Source organism: Phaeobacter sp. CC-HEC084, assembly GCF_059429255.1.
In genome coordinates, this window is the sequence record NZ_JCAIJQ010000009.1 from 404,787 (window position 1) to 420,784 (window position 15,998).

Here is a 15,998-nt window from a genome sequence, read left to right on the forward strand (position 1 = left end):
ATCAGCCTCCCTTGCGGGCTTCGATACGGTTGACCAGTTGCGCAGGCACCGCCGTTTCCGAGAGCTGCGCCAGCACCCGTTTGCGAGCCTCTTCCGGCATCTGCGCGTTGCCTTCGACAAGGGCGACAAGACGGGCGCGGCGATCCTCGGTCAGCTCTATCAGCTCAGGCCCTGCGGCTTCGGGGGCAATCTCAGCCTTGGCGTCGATCCGCAGGGGTCGCACCCGGATACCCGCGCCCAGAAGGGGCGTGCGCCCAGTGACGATCTCGCGCCCTGCCAGGCCTTCGCCCCGGATCAGAACCGCATCGCCCTGTCTGCGCACCAGTTCCACCGGCAGCGCCTCCAGCCGGTCTTCGGCGCCCAGCACCAGCACCGCACCGTCGCTGCCCAGCGCCGAGGCAGGCACCCGCACGACATTCTCCACCGGCGGTTCGGTCACCGAAACGGTCACGAAATCCCCCGGTTTGAACCCTGGCGCCGCATCAAGGCGCGCATAGACCAGACGACCGGTCTGCCCGTCCCCGGCGGCGCCGCTGACCCGCGACAGCTGCCCGGTGGCCGACAGCGCGGCCCCGGCAGCATCCAGCATCACCCGCACCGGGGCCTCGATCAGGTGTCCGGCATCATCCAGCAGGCGGGCGTATTGCAGGGTCGAAACCCGGAAAGCCACCTCCAGCCGGTCCGCGTCCACCAGTTCGGCGAGTTTTTCATTGGCCGAGACGAGACGCCCTTCGACCAGGCTGACCGCCTGCAAGGTACCGCTGAAGGCGGCCGAAATCGTGGTATCTTCCAGATCGCGCTGTGCGGTTTCCAGCGCAATCTCGGCGCGGGCCACCCGCGTCTTGGCCTGATCCACTCGGGCCTCGGCCTGCGAAATCGCCTGCCTGCGGGAAATCACCGCCTGCCGTGCCTGCGCTGCCGCCAGCGCTGCGGTTTCCACCGTTGCCGTGGTACCGACACCTCGTTCCTCAAGATCCAGCTGCCGCTGATAGGCCTTGCCGCGCAATTCCGCCTGATCCTGCGCAGCTTCGAGCTCATCATTGGCCAGGATCAGGGCCCGTCCCGCATCACGCTCTTCGGCGCGGGCATCCATCATGTCGGCCTCGGCCCGGTCCAGTGCCGCCTGCGCATCGGCAGGATCGATCTGCACCAGCAACGCGCCTTGCTCGACGCGGCCCCCCTCTTCAAAATTCTCGGACAGGTGAATGACCCGACCGGCCAACGCGGTGCGCAACTCCAGCGTCCGGCGGCTGTCGATGCGGCCAAAGGCGATCAGCTCTGGCGCGATGGTCTGTGCATCGGCTGAGACTACCCGCACCGCAAAGATCCGTTCGCGCGCAGGCGGCGTGCGCGGTTCGGCATTGAGCCGCGCCTGCACCGCGCCCATCACCAGCCAGCCCGCGTAGAGCAGCAGACCCAGCATCGCCGCCGTCAGAAAAAGACCCGTCAAACTATGCCGCAAAAACCGCATTCATATTCCTTCCGGTGGCAGATGTTGCCGCTTCGATTCCGCAAAACACCTGGGCAGGCGCAATCGCCCACCTGAAAAGATAGCAACTGAACGTACCCGTTACGAGGTTACACGCGGCCGCGGATCACTTCCGCCGCAGATGTTCGTCCAAACGGGGCATTATCTCGACGAAATTGCAGGGGCGGTGGCGGAAATCGAGCTGTCTGCCCAGGATTTCGTCCCAGCCGTCCTTGCAGGCGCCCGGGCTGCCGGGCAAAGCGAACAGATACGTACCCCCGGCAACACCCCCCGTGGCCCGTGACTGTACCGCCGAGGTGCCGATCTTCTGCATCGACACGATGGTGAAGACGGTACCGAAGGCGTCGATTTCCTTTTCATAGACATCGCGGTGCGCCTCGACCGTGACATCGCGGCCCGTAAGGCCGGTGCCGCCGGTGGAAATCACGACGTCCACCTCCGAGTTCGCCACCCAGGCGCGCAATTGATCGGCAATCTCGCTGCGCTCATCCGGCAGGATCTTCCTATCGGCCAGCACATGCCCTGCCTCGGTCAGCCGATCCACCAGAACCTGCCCGGAGCGGTCCTCCTCCAGAGAGCGACTGTCCGAGACGGTCAGGATGGCTATGCGGACGGGAATGAAGTCTTTGCTCTCATCGATACGCGACATGGTCTGCTACGCCTTATGCTTTTTCCAGAATGGCCAGCCTCAGCGCGAGACCGGCAAAAATACCGCCAGAGATCCGCCCCAGCCAGCGCCCCGCCACCGGGTTGGTGATCAGCCGCCGCCCGGCCTGCCCCGCAAAGATCCCGACCAACCCGTTGATCACGAAACCGCCCAGCGACAGGACCGCACCGAAGATCAGGAACTGCAGCAGCACTGGGCCTGCCTCGGGGACCACGAATTGCGGGATAAAGGCGAGGACGAACAGGATCACCTTGGGGTTGGTGAGATTCACCAGAAATCCGGAACGAAAGGCCCGCGCCGCAGGCACCGCAGGCGCATCGCCGGGGGCCGGGCCGCTGCGGAAGGTGGTCCAAGCGAGATAAAGAAGATAGGCCACGCCGACCCAACGGATTACATCGAAAAGTCCCGGAACCGCAGCAACCGCCGCTCCAAGGCCGAGACCCGCCAGTGCCACATGCACGAAACACCCCGCCGTGATCCCGGCGCTGGCCGCGACCGCCGCGCGCCGCCCCGAGCGCAGCCCCTGCCCAAGGCAGAACATCATATCCGCCCCAGGCGTCAGGTTCAGCGCCAGCGCCGCGGGCACAAAGGCAAGAAGCGTCAGCGGATCAATCATGGCTCACCTCGAAAAAACTGGCCATCGGGCCAAGGTTGGCGCAGGCCGTCTGCCCGATCTTCCCGCGCGTGCCCCAGGCCTCGTGCACGTGACCGAACAGGGCCAGCTGCGGCTGCAGGCGCTCAATCGCGGCGCGGATCGCTGTGGAGCCGACCGACAGGCCGGTGGAGGTGAGATCGCCCAGCCCCTTGGGCGGCGAATGGGTCACCAGCACGTCTGCCTGCGTGCAGGGCGCGAGCAGGTCCTCGGCTGCGTCTTCGGACAGAACCCAGGACCAGGCGCCAAAGGGTGTTTCCGGCACACCGCCGCCCAACCCCCAGAAGGTAATGCCATCGATTGTGACACCATTTCCATGGAGCACATGGGCATGCCCGGGCGCAGCAGCGCGTAGCTCCTCGGCGCTTTCGGCATTGCCGGCGACCATGACCATCGGCGCGGTGATCCCCGACAGCAGCTCCATCGCCTGATCCAGCCCCTGTCGCCCGTTGCAGAAATCCCCGGCCCCCACCACCAGATCCGCATCCGCGCTGGCCGCCACCAGATCGGCGGCGCGGGCGCGAACCAGATGCAGGTCGGAAAAGGCAAGAATATTCATGTGTAAAGCCTCGTCAAAGGGCGGTGAGCCGCGCCTTCAGCTCCAGAAGGTCGGCCCAGGCGGCGCGTTTCTGCGCGGGCTGGCGCAAGAGGTAGGCCGGGTGGAACATCGGGATCACCGGCTTGCCCCAGACCTGATCCCACTGCCCGCGCAGCCGGGTGATGCCACGTTTGCCCAACACTGCCTGACAGCTGATATTGCCCATCAGCACCAGCACCTCCGGCTCGGCCAGCTCCACGTGGCGTTTCAGGAAAGGCACCATCATCGCCATTTCCGCAGGCAGCGGATCGCGGTTCTGTGGCGGGCGCCAGGGCAGCACGTTGGTGATATAGACGTTCTTGTCGCGGTCCAGATCGATGGCGCCCAGCATCTTGTCCAGAAGTTGCCCGGCACGCCCCACGAAAGGCCGCCCCTCGCGGTCCTCGTCGCGACCCGGGGCCTCTCCGATGATCATCACGCGGGAACCGGCCTGACCGTCGCAGAACACCAGATTGCGGGCGCCGCGCTTCAGCTCGCAGTGATCGAAGGCGGCCATCGCCTCGCGAAGTGCAGGCAGGGAGGTCGCAGCTGCGGCGGCCTTTTGCGCGACTTCGACCGGGTCCACCTCGGGGAGGCGCTGGATCTGTCCGGGCTGCGGTGCATCAGGCTGCGCGCCGCGCGCGGGTTTGGGCACCTGCTGCTCCAGCTCGTAGCGGTTCACGGGCGTCTCGCACAGGGCTTCGGTTGCGCCCAGTTCGATCTGCCACGCGAGCAAGGCGCGGGCGCTGTGATAATCCAATGCCGATTCCATGGCGCAAAGCTACTCTGCCTCAGCGCCAAGCGGAACCAGAGACTTGCGCATCGGGACAAGAGGTAACACCTTTGAGCCAAACCACCCCGCAGCGGCAGCACGGTGCCTTGCCCGGCAGCGACGCCGCGCCTATAAGGGCGCGCAAACAGCGCGGAGCCTGCCTCATGTCTCATGTTTCCCCACCCCCCACCGGCCCCGGTTTTGCAGCCCGTCATCTGTTGGGGATCGAGCATCTGAAGCCCCATGAGATCACCGAGATCCTGGATCTGGCCGATACCTACGTGGATCTGAACCGCCGCCCGGAAAAACATTCCGACGTGCTGGCGGGGCTGACGCAGATCAACATGTTCTTTGAAAACTCCACCCGCACTCAGGCCAGCTTCGAACTGGCCGGCAAACGGCTGGGCGCGGATGTGATGAACATGGCGATGCAGGCGTCCAGCATCAAAAAGGGTGAGACGCTGATCGACACCGCGATGACGCTGAATGCGATGCATCCCGATCTGTTGGTGGTGCGCCATCCCCATTCCGGCGCCGTGGACCTTTTGGCGCAAAAGGTAAACTGTGCGGTGCTGAACGCGGGCGACGGGCGGCACGAACACCCGACGCAGGCGCTGCTGGATGCGCTGACCATCCGCCGCGCCAAGGGACGGCTGCATCGCCTCAACATCGCGATCTGCGGCGACATCGCCCACAGCCGCGTGGCGCGCTCAAACCTGATCCTCTTGGGCAAGATGGAAAACCGCATCCGCCTGATCGGGCCGCCAACGCTGGTGCCCGGCCATTTCGCCGAATTCGGCGCCGAGATCTATGATGACATGCGCGAAGGGCTTGAGGGTGTTGATGTCGTCATGATGCTGCGCCTTCAAAAGGAACGCATGGACGGCGGTTTCATCCCCTCCGAACGCGAATACTACCACCGCTACGGACTCGATGCCGAAAAGCTGGCGCTGGCCAAACCCGACGCCATCGTCATGCACCCAGGCCCGATGAACCGCGGTGTCGAAATCGACGGCACCATCGCCGATGACATCAACCGCTCGGTCATTCAGGAGCAGGTGGAAATGGGCGTCGCTGTGCGCATGGCCGCAATGGATCTTCTGGCCCGCAACCTGCGCGCCGACCGCGTCGCAGAGGCGGGCTGATCCCGGTGGAGGGTGTCCTTCATATCCCTGCGGGCGAACACGGCGTGATCCGCCTGTTCCAGCTCGACATGCGCCCCGAACAGGCCGTCTTTCTGCGCGAGCCCGGCGCGCTGGCGCAGGTGCTGGGGATTGATGCGCTGGATATGGAACAGGTCGAAATCTTCCCGGTCAGCGACCTCGAAGAGCTTGGTCTGGCAGGCTACCTGACCGAAGGCATGGGCGTTCCGGAAGAACAGATTACCCCGGACCGAGAGCGCCTTGCCGCGCTCGAAGGACATGTCATGGTGATCCGCTCGCGCGCCTTTGGCGGACGCGAGATGCGCCTGACGCCCGCCGAGCAGATCCAGCCCGTCGCCACCTACGGCACGCCCGGCACCAGCTGGAGTGGCGCCCCGATTGAGACGGAAAGCGCCAAACCCTATTCCGCACCGAAGCTGGCCCCGCGCAAAGCGCGCGCCGAGGCCCGCCGCATCGGCGCCACGCTTTTTGCGGTGGTGATGGGGCTGGTCGGGCTCGTACTTTATCTGCTGGTGCGCTGACATGGAGCAGGGTACCGACGACATCACCTTCACCCCTGACCGAAGCGCCTATATCCGCGCCCACGCCTGGATGGCGGCCTTTGCCATGGCGGCGGGCATGGGGATCCTCTGGGCGGCGGGCAATCCGCATATCTGGACCGGCGCCATCGGCGGGCTTGCTGCCATCGCCCTGCGCGGCTGGTATCTGGCGAGCGAGGAAATGGCCGTCGTCTGGCGCATCGCAGATGGTGTGCTGACCGGCCCCGCCGAGCGCCGGGTGCCGCTGGGTGAGATCGAGACCGCCCGGTCGATGGGCAGCTACGTCCAGATCATCACCAGGGGCGGTGACAAGCACCTTATCAAGTATCAGGCCGATCCGGCCGCCACCCTCTCAGCCATCGAAAGAGCCCGCGCATGACCACTCTGTTCATCAATGCCCGACTGATCGACCCCGAGGCCGGAACGGATGCGCCGGGGGCTGTGCTTGTCGCGGACGGTCAGATTACCGAAATCCTGCCCGAGGGTACGCAGGCAGAGCACCTGTTTCGCGCGCGAAACATTGACCCGACAGAGGCCGAAGTGGTCGATTGCGGCGGCATATGCCTCGCCCCCGGTATCGTCGATATTGGCGTGAAGGTCTGCGAGCCGGGTGAGCGGCACAAGGAAAGCTATAAGACCGCCGGCCTTGCGGCGGCGGCGGGGGGTGTCACCACCATGATCACCCGCCCGGACACCAATCCCGCAATCGACAGTCCCGAAACGCTGGAGTTCGTCACCCGCCGCGCCCAAGCCGACACGCCGGTCAACGTGCTGCCCATGGCCGCGCTCACCAAGGGGCGCGAAGGGCGCGAAATGACCGAGATCGGTTTTCTGCTGGATGCGGGCGCCGTCGCCTTTTCCGACTGCGATCACGTGGTGGCCAATACCAAGGTGTTTTCCCGCGCGCTGGCCTATGCCAAGAGCTGCGGCGCCTTGGTGATTGCGCATCCGCAGGAGCCAGTTCTGAGCGCGGGCGCCGCCGCCAGCAGCAGCAAATTCGCCACCCTGCGCGGCCTGCCTGCGGTGTCCCCGATGGCGGAGCGCATGGGGCTGGACCGGGATATCGCACTCTTGGAGATGACCGGCGCGCGCTATCACGCCGACCAGATCACCACCGCCCGCGCCCTGCCCGCATTGGAGCGTGCCAAGGCCAATGGGCTGGACATCACGGCTGGCACCTCGATCCACCACCTGACCCTGAATGAGCTCGACGTGGCCGACTACCGCACCTTCTTCAAGGTGAAACCGCCGCTGCGCGCGGAAGAGGACCGGCTGGCGGTGATCGAAGCGGTGCGCAGCGGGCTGATCGACACGATTTCTTCGATGCACACGCCGCAGGATGAGGAAAGCAAACGCCTGCCGTTTGAAGAAGCCGCTGCCGGCGCCGTGGCATTGGAGACTCTGCTGCCCGCAGCCCTGCGCCTGTATCATGCCGAGCAACTGGATCTGCCGACCCTGTTCCGGGCGATGTCCCTGAACCCCGCAAAACGGCTCGGTCTCGCTTGCGGACGTATGTCTGCCGGGGCACCTGCGGACCTGATCCTGTTCGATGCGGATGTGCCTTTTGTGCTGGACCGCTTTACGCTGAAATCGAAATCGCAGAATACCCCCTTTGACGGCCAGCGGATGCAGGGCAGAGTGCTGGCAACCTATGTGGCCGGCGCGCCCGTTTTCCGGAGAGACTGATGCCTGCATTCGACACCCCGTTCCTGATGATGCTGCTCTGGGCCCTTGTGGGTTACGGGCTGGGGTCCATTCCCTTTGGTCTGGTGCTGACGCGGCTGATGGGACTTGGCAACCTGCGGGACATTGGATCGGGCAATATCGGCACCACCAATGTGCTGCGCACCGGATCGAAACTCGCGGCCTTGCTGACGCTACTCCTGGATGGTGGCAAGGGCGCGGCCGCGGTGGTTCTGGCACGGATGCTGGCCGGAGAGGACGCGGCGCAGCTGGCGGGTCTTGCGGCCTTCCTCGGCCATTGTTTCCCGGTCTGGCTCGGCTTCAAGGGTGGCAAGGGCGTTGCGACTTTCCTAGGCCTGATGCTGGCCCTGGCCTGGCCGGTGGGCGTTGCTGCCTGCCTGACCTGGCTGGCAGGCGCTGCGATCACCCGCATGTCATCGGCTTCGGCGCTATTGTCAGCGCTGGCCGCCCCGGTTTGGGCGCTGCTGCTGGGTGTGCCGCAGATCGTGGCGCTGACCATTGCCCTGACCGTGATCGTTTTCTGGCGCCATTCGGAAAACATCGCCCGCCTGCGCGCCGGAACTGAACCGAAGATCGGCCAGAAATAACTCCGGCACCCCCGGCGCACCCGGCCTATGTGGCCAGCGGCAGCGGCGCCCCAACGCGGTTGCGACCTTGACGCTTGGCCAGATAAAGCGCCTCATCCGCGCGCCGCAGCACCTCCTCCACCGGGTTGCAGCCATCGGCATAGCCAAGCCCGATGGAAATCGTGCAGTTCAGCTCTTTGTCCAGCACCTTGACGGTCTGCCGCTCCACCGCCTGCCGGATGTCCTCGGCGCGCTGCATGGCATCATCGAGATCCTTTTGCGGCAGGCAGACCACGAATTCCTCGCCGCCATAGCGCGCCGCCAGCCCGTCCTGCTTCACGTGTTCTTCAATCACCGCGGCGACGCGGCGGATCACCTCATCCCCCACTAGGTGGCCATAGGTATCGTTCACCTGCTTGAACAGGTCGATATCCAGCATCAGGAAACTGCCCCGTAGATCCCCCTGCATCTCATGCATCTGCCGCATGAAATGACTGCGACTGAGCAGGTTGGTCATCTGGTCATGGGCCAGAAGATGCTCCAGCTGTTTGTTAAGCTGGTGGATTTCAAGCGAGCGTTTGGCCGACATCAGGCAGGCAGGCGGCGCGATCAGCAGCGGCCCCAGAATCGAAGCCCGAAGCATATCGGTCGACAGCCCATCCCCCAGCAACAGCCATGTCAGCAGGACCGAAAGGCAAACGGCCATGCCGGTAATGCCCACGACATATTTCCATTTGTCGGCCTCGGAGCGAATTTTAAACATGATGACTCTTGATCGGATGTGCGGTCCGGTTCCTAGCATGCAATGGTTAAAGCTCCCTGCCGCGCAAAAGCAGTTTTAACCATTCTTTTGCGTCAGACCCTGTTCATCCGGTCAGGCTCCCTGTCCTTTGTTCGCAATGCGCTGGTGCGGCGCAACATTCGACACTGCAACCGCAGGCGCCGTACCCCCATCACAGAAAACACGCAGCCTTGTGATGTGCAGTTCTGAACACCCAAAAGTGCCACCAAGCGCAGTCACTATGAGTTGTTTTGAACGTGAGCGCCTCTGCCTCCACATGGGTGCTGTGACAGCCGCAAAGGGTTGCACGCAGACTATCGACCCAAGGGCCGACGCATGGCGCATTTCGCCATCGGCCCGCATTCCAAAGGATGGAACCATGAACAAATTCAAGACTATTGTGAGCGGTGTCGCGCTGTCCGTTGCACTGGCGACTTCGGCGATGGCAGCAGGCGTGGAACTGAACGCGTCCTCGACCGGCCTGGCCCTGCAAGGCTACGACCCGGTTGCATATTTCACCGTTGGTGAGCCGACCCCCGGCAACTGGAAAATCACCGCGCTGCACAACGACGCTCTGTATCGCTTTGCTTCCGAAGAAAACAAAGTTGCATTTGAAAAGAACCCCGAAGCCTACCTGCCCGAGTACGGCGGATACTGCGCATTCGGCGCGGCCATGGGCTTCAAATTCGACGGCGACCCGACCCTGTGGAAAATCGTTGACGACAAACTGTACCTGAACCTGGCAACCGACATCCAGGAGCGCTGGGAAGGTGACGTCGCAGGCTTCATCGAAAAAGCCGACGCAAACTGGGGCGACATCGAGCACAAAGATCCGGTTGAGCTGCAGAACCAGTAAGGTTCCCACGCCTTAGCAAAAGCGACCTCACTCACGGACGCTTTACCCGGCGGCAGGATTCCCCTGCCGTCGGTTTTTTCTTGACTCGACTCGCAATCCAGTTATTTCTGCAATTACAGAAATTTCAGGATCGCTCGAATGAACCTCACCCCGGCCATGCAGAATTTCATCCTCCACTGGGGGGAAATGGGCTCCAAATGGGGCGTGAACCGGTCTGTTGCGCAGATCCACGCGCTCTTGCATATCTCGCCCGATGCGCTGACCGCCGAGGAAATTTGCGACACGCTGAACCTTGCCCGCTCCAACGTATCCAACGGGCTAAAGGAACTACAGTCACAAGGGCTGGTCAAATCCTCCCGCCAGCTGGGCGACCGACGCGATCATTTCACCTCGATCCGCGACATGTTCGATCTGGTGGATGCCGTGATCGCCGCCCGCCGTGAACGCGAGTTCGCCCCTACCTTACGCGCCCTTGAAGAGGTCATGGCCGAGGCCGAAGAGGACAACACCCCCAAGGTCATCAAGGCGCGCATGGGCGAGACCCTGCGCGTGATGCAGATGTTTGATGACTGGTACATGGACTTTTCCCGCCTGCCCCGCGCGGTGCATCTGGCGGTGCTGAAGATGGGATCGAAACTGGTGCGCTTCCTGCCCGGCGGTAAATCCGACTAGACCTGCCCAAAAAATTTTACCTGGAGATTTCACAAATGACAGAAATAACTGATAGGTTAAAAAATACTGAGCCCGAAGTCGTGGCAAAGCGCCACCTGGTGGACCCCGTTGCCTTCGCCCTCGCCGTCGTCGGCGGGCCGCTGCTGGTTGGATTGATAGGAGCACCGACTCTGATCAGCCCCTTCGCCACCCTTATCGGTGGACCAGTTTATGTTCTGGCCGGAACACCAATAATGCTGGCCTACCTGGCCATGCGCGACTCGTCTCCGGAAGCATGGGCAGGGCTGGCATTTCTTACCAACCTCATTCTGTTTGGGATCATTCTACAACTGCCTGACATGTCCCGTTCCACACAAAGCTGGGATGGCATGCGCTTGATTTGGGGAAGTCTCTTTGCCCCTATCTGGGGCTGGATCAGCGGCTGCATTTACGCCTCTCTCAAACGTGATTTCTACAAACAACCCCTCTGAATCGAAAGGACACCACCATGCTGTTTCAAATCGCAACCTACCTCGCCCTCGCCCTTCTCATGGTCACCGCGATGACTCTGATGATCCTCAAAATTTCCAGCATCTTAGGCGACTGCCCGCAATCGGGCAGTGCCGCGCAGGCGGCAGGCGTCACCATCGCAACCGGCTATGCCATGATCGCCCTCGGGGGCATCGGGCTGATCGGCGCCGCGATGCCGGTGCTTGACCTAGGTGTCTGGGGCCTGTTGCCCACGCTCGGCTTTGCTGCGATCTGCCTCGGCCTCGGCTTCGCCCACGCCGTCGCCACCCTGCGCGCCGTGGTCCGCGAGGCGGTGAACCCACCTTCCACAGTTGCCACAGGCAAACCGGCCGCAAGCGCCGCCTGAGCACAGGTCACCAGAAAGCGGGGCGCCTCAGCGGCGCCCCCTTCCCCAAACGGCCCCCGCCCCCAACCGCCCCCAGGCACCGCCAAATCGAGGCTTCTCATGATCCCCGACCACAAAGACACCTCCTCCCGCCCCAAGGCGCTGGTCCTTGGTGGATACGGGCTGATCGGCGCCGCCACCATGCGCGCGCTTTCGCAAGCGGGGTTTCACACCATCGGCCTTGGCCGGTCGCGCACAGCCGCCCTTGCGTCCGATGCGCAGGCCGAGTGGATCATCCGCGACATCCCTGCCCTTTCTGTCAGCGACTGGAAAACGATCCTTGCAGACGTTGATGTTGTGGTGAACGCGGCAGGCGCGCTTCAGGATGGTGGCCGCGACGATCTTAAAGCCATTCATGTCACGGCAATCACCACCCTTCTTGCGGCCCTTGAAGGCACAAAGATCCGCCTGATCCAGATCTCCGCCGCAGGTGCCCACCCCGAGGCCAGCACCCGGTTCTTCCGCACCAAGGCGCGGGGCGATGCGCTGATCGCGGCACGCTATCACAACTGGGTCATCCTGCGCCCTACGCTTGTCTTGGCACCCGAGGCCTATGGCGGCACCGCGCTGCTACGTGCTGCTGCGGCGCTGCCCGGCGTGATCCCACGTCTTTTCCCCAAGGCCCAGATCCAGACGGTCCATATCGACGATCTGACCCAAGCCATCTGCATGGCCGCCCGTTCCGAGGTGCCCGCTGGCACCCTTGCGAATCTCACCGAAGAGGAGAGCCGCAGCTTCCCCGAACTGCTGCAAGCCATGCGGAGCTGGCTGGGATACCCGCCCGCGCGCTGGTCCTTGCCCCTTGGTCAACGCATTCTCAAACCCATTGGCGCGGTTGCGGATCTTCTCGGGCACCTCGGCTGGCGCGCGCCCCTGCGCAATACCGCCCTCACCGCCTTGCAAGACGGAATAGCTGGCGATCCACAGAACTGGACAGCCGCCGGAGGTTCCCCCTGCCGATCCCTCACAGCAACGCTGCGCAGTATCCCGGCCACGCGGCAGGACAGGATTTTTGCCCGCGCCTTTCTAGCGCTACCGCTTGCCATTGCGGTGCTTGCGCTGTTCTGGACCCTGTCCGGCCTTATCGCACTGGCTGACGTAGCCAGCGCTGCGGCAGTGCTGAGCGATCGCGCCATACCGCATGGCTTGGCTGCACCCATCGTCATGGGCGGCGCTGCAGCGGACATCTGTCTGGGCCTAGGCATCCTCTGGCGGCGCTGGACCAGACCCGCCGCCCTGTCCATGATTGCCCTCTCTGCCCTTTACCTCTTGGCAAGCGCCCTCGTCGCCCCGGATCTGTGGGGCGATCCATTGGGGCCGATGGTCAAGGTCCTGCCGGGCATGGTGCTGGCCGTCATGGTCTGGCTGCTGATGGAGGAAAGATGACCTACGATCTTCTTCTCTTCCTGCATGTGATCGGTGCAACCGTCCTTCTTGGCACCGGCGCAGGCATTGCCTTCTTCATGCTGATCTCGAACCGCAGCCGTGATCCGGCGCTGATCGCCCATGTCTCGGGCATTGTGGTGCTGGCCGATGGGGTCTTCACCGCAACCGCCGCAATCCTGCAACCCATCACTGGATACTTGCTGACGCAACAGGCCGGGTGGCCCCTGACCGAGGGTTGGGTCGTCCTGTCGCTCGGCCTTTATGTGCTGGTCGGCTGTTTTTGGCTGCCGGTGGTCTGGATCCAGATCCGGCTGCGCGATCTGGCCCGCGCTGCCCATGTTGCAGGCAGGCCCTTGCCCGCACGCTACCACCAGCTTTATCGCTGGTGGTTCGCCTGTGGCTGGCCCGCCTTTGCGGCGGTTCTGGGCATTCTCTGGCTGATGCTCACCAAACCGGTTTTCTGACCCGCGAAGAGCCTTCGGATCAGTAGCTGTATTCGGCGTAGATGCGCGTCAGATCGCCGTTCCAGTCGCCGTGATAATGCTCCAGCAGTTCGTCTGCCGGGACCTTGCCGCTGTCGATGCTTTCCTTCAGTGCATTCAGGAAATGCGTCTCGTCCGGGACCATGCCACCAGCGCCGGGACGGGCGCGCGCCTTGAGGCCTGCCTCGGAAATCTCCAGCACCTGACGCGCCAGATCGTGCATCTTGATGTCGCCGACCTCGGCCTGCAGCGCCTGTTCCGCCGCGCCAACACGCAGGGCCTCGCGGGTTTCCGCATCCCAGCCCTTGACCAGATCCCAGGCCGCATCGAGACTGTTTTGGTCATACATCAGCCCCACCCAGAAGGCCGGCAGCGCACAGAGCCTGCGCCAGGGGCCGCCATCGGCGCCGCGCATCTCCATGTATTTCTTGATCCGCGCCTCGGGAAAGGCGGTGGTCAGGTGGTCGGCCCAATCGCTGAGCGTCGGGGTTTCACCGGGCAACGCGGGCAGTTTGCCATTGAGGAAGTCGCGGAAGGACTGACCCAGCGCGTTGATGTATTCACCATCGCGGTAGACGAAATACATCGGCACATCGAGCGCGTACTCCACGTAGCGTTCAAATCCCATGCCCTCTTCAAAGACGAAGGGCAGCATGCCGGTGCGCGCATCGTCGAGATGGCGCCAGATCTTGCTGCGCCAGGACTTGTGGCCGTTGGGTTTACCTTCGAAGAAAGGCGAATTGGCAAACAGCGCAGTGGCCACCGGCTGCAACGCCAGGGCGACGCGCAGTTTCTGCACCATGTCGGCCTCGGAGGCGAAATCAAGGTTCACCTGCACCGTGGTGGTGCGGCGCATCATGTCCCGGCCCATGGTGCCAACCTTGGCCATGTAATCGTTCATCAGCCGGTAACGCCCCTTGGGCATCAGCGGCATCTCGTCATGGGTCCAGATCGGAGCGGCGCCAAGGCCGATGAAACCGACGCCAATCTTGTCGGCGATTTCCTTCACCTCGCGCAGGTGGACGTTCACCTCGTCGCAGGTCTCGTGAATGGTTTCCAGAGGCGCGCCCGAAAGCTCCAGCGCCCCGCCGGGTTCCAGGCTAACGTTGGCGCCATCCTTAGTCAGACCAATGAGGTTGCCGCCTTCGGTGACGGGCGACCAGCCATAGCGGTCGCGCAGCCCTTCCAGCACCGCCTGGATCGAGCGTTGACCAGCATAGGGCAGCGGTTTCAGCGTATCCTTGCAATAGCCGAACTTCTCGTGCTCGGTGCCGATGCGCCAATCGGTGCTCGGTTTACAGCCGGAGGCCAGGTATTCGGCCATCTGTTCGTGGCGTTCGATCGGTCCGCCGCCGGACTGGGGAATGGACATGCCGGGCACTCCGTCCTGTTGTTTCGCTGTTTTCGGCGGTCAGAAGTGGGGCCAAACGACGCCGGTGTCAATGCAGCCTTTGGTGGGTGGGTCGGCTTGGGATGCGCTCCCAGATCACGACCTGGTGAGCACCGGCCTTGCGAAGCTCGGCCAGCATCCGTTCCGTGCGCAGCCCCGGAAGGCTGGCAAAGACGTCAAACAGTGCCTCGTGACCTTCGGCGTTGACCGGGATCGCCAGCGGCGGCTGTCCCGGCTGTTCCAGCACCCAATGGGGCGGTTTCGCGGTGTGATCCAGCCGCAGCCGTTCGATTTCAGAGGCCGCAACGGCGCCACCTGTGAGAGGGCCGAAATAGGCGATCTGCCCTTCGTCCACCTGGACCACACCCGGCCCGCCCGCGCCCAGCCGGAAGCGCAACCGCTGCGCGCCTACCACGGCCAGAACCAGCCCGACCGCGATCAGCGCCCAGCCGGTCATGGCGGTAAATCCATAGGAGGTGAAAGCCCACTTCAGCCCCACCAGCAGCATCAGCGCCGCGACGATCAGCTCGCGCCAGCGCCACAGGCTGGCCTGTGCTTCGGGTCGGATGAAACTCATGGCACCTCCTGTTCCGGGGCAAAAAGCACCAGAGAAAATGATCCAGCGGGCCGGAACCCGATTGCCTCATAGGCGCGCGCTGCTGCCGGGCTGGCGGCGAACAACACGGCCCGCTGCGCCCCGGCCTTGCGGGCCTCGTCCAGATGCAGGGCGACGGCAAGGCGGGCCAACCCCCTGCCCCGCAAACCCGGCGGCGTATAAACGCCACCGATCTGCACCACCTCCGGTATCTGGGCATTGAACCCTGTCATGGCAACCGGCTGGCCTGCAATAACAAGGACCCGGTGACTGTCACGATCGAGGTAGCTGGCGATATCCTGCGCCGCCTTTTCTTCACTGACATCCGCCCCAGTTGCCAAGACTTCGCGATGATAGGCCGCCCGCCAGTCCAGAACCAGATCGCGCGGCGCCGCGGCCAGAGGGATCAGCGCCGCCTGTTCGGCCTTCGGTATTTCCAGCTGGTCAAGGTCAAGGGAGAACCCCGGCTCGTCTTCATCCAGCCGTGTGGGGCGGGAGACAAAATCACTGGCGGCGAGAAAGGCGCGCAGCTGTGCGGTGTCTCCGGCGCAGCCCGCGATGCTGCGTCCCGCCAGCAGCACCGATGCAGACTGCCAGTCTTCGACGCGCGCGTGGGGCGCCTGCATCAGCACCATGCCCGCCTCTGTCAGACCAAAGACGCCCGAGTGGTCATCCTGCACCCAAAGATCCATCACCTGTCCATTGCCGGGATCCTGCAGGTTGCCCAGAAGGAACATCGAGCTTTGCAGATGCTGGCGCAGCAGGCGCTCTACCGGCGGAATGTCAGCCGCGCGGGCGGCGCGCCAGACCAT

Annotated in this window: 20 protein-coding genes; 11 read left to right on the plus strand and 9 right to left on the minus strand. The window is 63.7% G+C overall.

The window, feature by feature from the left end; genetic code table 11:
- Position 1 precedes the first annotated feature (1 nt).
- The 5 genes from AC5SSZ_RS19150 to AC5SSZ_RS19170 all read right to left on the minus strand — a co-directional run bounded on the left by AC5SSZ_RS19150 (position 2) and on the right by AC5SSZ_RS19170 (position 4,157).
- The gene (locus AC5SSZ_RS19150; RefSeq protein WP_495439454.1) at positions 2-1,471 is read right to left on the minus strand and encodes an efflux RND transporter periplasmic adaptor subunit; all 1,470 of its coding nucleotides are present in this window, start codon (positions 1,469-1,471) and stop codon (positions 2-4) included.
- A 124-nt stretch (positions 1,472-1,595) separates the two neighbouring features.
- Complete coding sequence (gene moaB, locus AC5SSZ_RS19155) at positions 1,596-2,138, minus strand: molybdenum cofactor biosynthesis protein B (protein WP_370570621.1); 543 nt, start codon at positions 2,136-2,138, stop codon at positions 1,596-1,598.
- A gap of 13 nt (positions 2,139-2,151) precedes the next feature.
- On the minus strand, positions 2,152-2,772 hold the full coding sequence (locus AC5SSZ_RS19160) for a LysE family translocator (protein WP_274827565.1): 621 nt from the start codon (positions 2,770-2,772) through the stop codon (positions 2,152-2,154).
- On the minus strand, positions 2,765-3,367 hold the full coding sequence (locus AC5SSZ_RS19165; RefSeq protein ID WP_495439457.1) for a metallophosphoesterase family protein: 603 nt from the start codon (positions 3,365-3,367) through the stop codon (positions 2,765-2,767). The genes AC5SSZ_RS19160 and AC5SSZ_RS19165 overlap by 8 nt, the downstream gene beginning before the upstream one ends.
- Positions 3,368-3,380: 13 nt before the next feature.
- The gene (locus AC5SSZ_RS19170) at positions 3,381-4,157 is read right to left on the minus strand and encodes a uracil-DNA glycosylase (protein ID WP_274831446.1); all 777 of its coding nucleotides are present in this window, start codon (positions 4,155-4,157) and stop codon (positions 3,381-3,383) included.
- 164 nt (positions 4,158-4,321) lie between these two features.
- Here AC5SSZ_RS19170 and AC5SSZ_RS19175 point away from each other — a divergent pair, with 164 nt between their 5' ends.
- The 5 genes from AC5SSZ_RS19175 to plsY are packed head-to-tail and all read left to right on the plus strand — an operon-like array spanning position 4,322 to position 8,150.
- On the plus strand, positions 4,322-5,302 hold the full coding sequence (locus tag AC5SSZ_RS19175; RefSeq protein ID WP_065272457.1) for an aspartate carbamoyltransferase catalytic subunit: 981 nt from the start codon (positions 4,322-4,324) through the stop codon (positions 5,300-5,302).
- 5 nt (positions 5,303-5,307) lie between these two features.
- Positions 5,308-5,841, plus strand: coding sequence for a hypothetical protein (locus AC5SSZ_RS19180; RefSeq protein WP_495439460.1), 534 nt, complete (start codon positions 5,308-5,310; stop codon positions 5,839-5,841).
- Between the two features lies 1 nt (position 5,842).
- Positions 5,843-6,238 carry a hypothetical protein gene (locus AC5SSZ_RS19185; RefSeq protein WP_495439462.1) on the plus strand — a complete coding sequence of 132 codons (396 nt, stop codon included), beginning with the start codon at positions 5,843-5,845 and terminating at the stop codon, positions 6,236-6,238.
- Positions 6,235-7,545 (plus strand): dihydroorotase, encoded by a 1,311-nt coding sequence (gene pyrC, locus AC5SSZ_RS19190; RefSeq protein WP_274839400.1) that lies wholly within the window; start codon positions 6,235-6,237, stop codon positions 7,543-7,545. The genes AC5SSZ_RS19185 and pyrC overlap by 4 nt, the downstream gene beginning before the upstream one ends.
- Positions 7,545-8,150, plus strand: a complete 606-nt coding sequence (gene plsY, locus AC5SSZ_RS19195) for a glycerol-3-phosphate 1-O-acyltransferase PlsY (RefSeq protein WP_495439464.1) — start codon at positions 7,545-7,547, stop codon at positions 8,148-8,150. The genes pyrC and plsY overlap by 1 nt, the downstream gene beginning before the upstream one ends.
- 25 nt (positions 8,151-8,175) lie before the next feature.
- Here plsY and AC5SSZ_RS19200 read toward each other — a convergent pair whose 3' ends face one another.
- The gene (locus AC5SSZ_RS19200) at positions 8,176-8,892 is read right to left on the minus strand and encodes a GGDEF domain-containing protein (protein ID WP_495439466.1); all 717 of its coding nucleotides are present in this window, start codon (positions 8,890-8,892) and stop codon (positions 8,176-8,178) included.
- Positions 8,893-9,289: 397 nt separating this feature from the next.
- Between AC5SSZ_RS19200 and AC5SSZ_RS19205 the strand changes: the two genes are divergently transcribed.
- The 6 genes from AC5SSZ_RS19205 to AC5SSZ_RS19230 all read left to right on the plus strand — a co-directional run bounded on the left by AC5SSZ_RS19205 (position 9,290) and on the right by AC5SSZ_RS19230 (position 13,183).
- On the plus strand, positions 9,290-9,766 hold the full coding sequence (locus tag AC5SSZ_RS19205) for a YHS domain-containing (seleno)protein (RefSeq protein WP_065272451.1): 477 nt from the start codon (positions 9,290-9,292) through the stop codon (positions 9,764-9,766).
- 138 nt (positions 9,767-9,904) lie between these two features.
- A complete protein-coding gene (locus AC5SSZ_RS19210) occupies positions 9,905-10,438 on the plus strand; it encodes a GbsR/MarR family transcriptional regulator (protein ID WP_065272450.1) in 534 nt (177 codons plus the stop codon).
- 35 nt (positions 10,439-10,473) lie between these two features.
- Positions 10,474-10,908, plus strand: a complete 435-nt coding sequence (locus tag AC5SSZ_RS19215) for a hypothetical protein (protein WP_495439469.1) — start codon at positions 10,474-10,476, stop codon at positions 10,906-10,908.
- Between the two features lie 17 nt (positions 10,909-10,925).
- Complete coding sequence (locus tag AC5SSZ_RS19220; RefSeq protein WP_274834655.1) at positions 10,926-11,294, plus strand: hypothetical protein; 369 nt, start codon at positions 10,926-10,928, stop codon at positions 11,292-11,294.
- A gap of 99 nt (positions 11,295-11,393) precedes the next feature.
- On the plus strand, positions 11,394-12,719 hold the full coding sequence (locus AC5SSZ_RS19225) for an SDR family oxidoreductase (protein ID WP_495439470.1): 1,326 nt from the start codon (positions 11,394-11,396) through the stop codon (positions 12,717-12,719).
- Complete coding sequence (locus AC5SSZ_RS19230) at positions 12,716-13,183, plus strand: DUF2269 family protein (RefSeq protein WP_274834657.1); 468 nt, start codon at positions 12,716-12,718, stop codon at positions 13,181-13,183. The genes AC5SSZ_RS19225 and AC5SSZ_RS19230 overlap by 4 nt, the downstream gene beginning before the upstream one ends.
- Before the next feature lie 19 nt (positions 13,184-13,202).
- Here the strand turns inward: AC5SSZ_RS19230 and AC5SSZ_RS19235 are convergent, their stop codons facing one another.
- The 3 genes from AC5SSZ_RS19235 to AC5SSZ_RS19245 all read right to left on the minus strand — a co-directional run bounded on the left by AC5SSZ_RS19235 (position 13,203) and on the right by AC5SSZ_RS19245 (position 15,998).
- Complete coding sequence (locus AC5SSZ_RS19235; RefSeq protein WP_495439473.1) at positions 13,203-14,573, minus strand: glutamate--cysteine ligase; 1,371 nt, start codon at positions 14,571-14,573, stop codon at positions 13,203-13,205.
- Between the two features lie 67 nt (positions 14,574-14,640).
- Positions 14,641-15,168, minus strand: a complete 528-nt coding sequence (locus tag AC5SSZ_RS19240) for a hypothetical protein (protein WP_065272447.1) — start codon at positions 15,166-15,168, stop codon at positions 14,641-14,643.
- Positions 15,165-15,998, minus strand: a complete 834-nt coding sequence (locus AC5SSZ_RS19245; protein ID WP_495439475.1) for a GNAT family N-acetyltransferase — start codon at positions 15,996-15,998, stop codon at positions 15,165-15,167. Before AC5SSZ_RS19245 ends, AC5SSZ_RS19240 begins: the two co-directional genes overlap by 4 nt.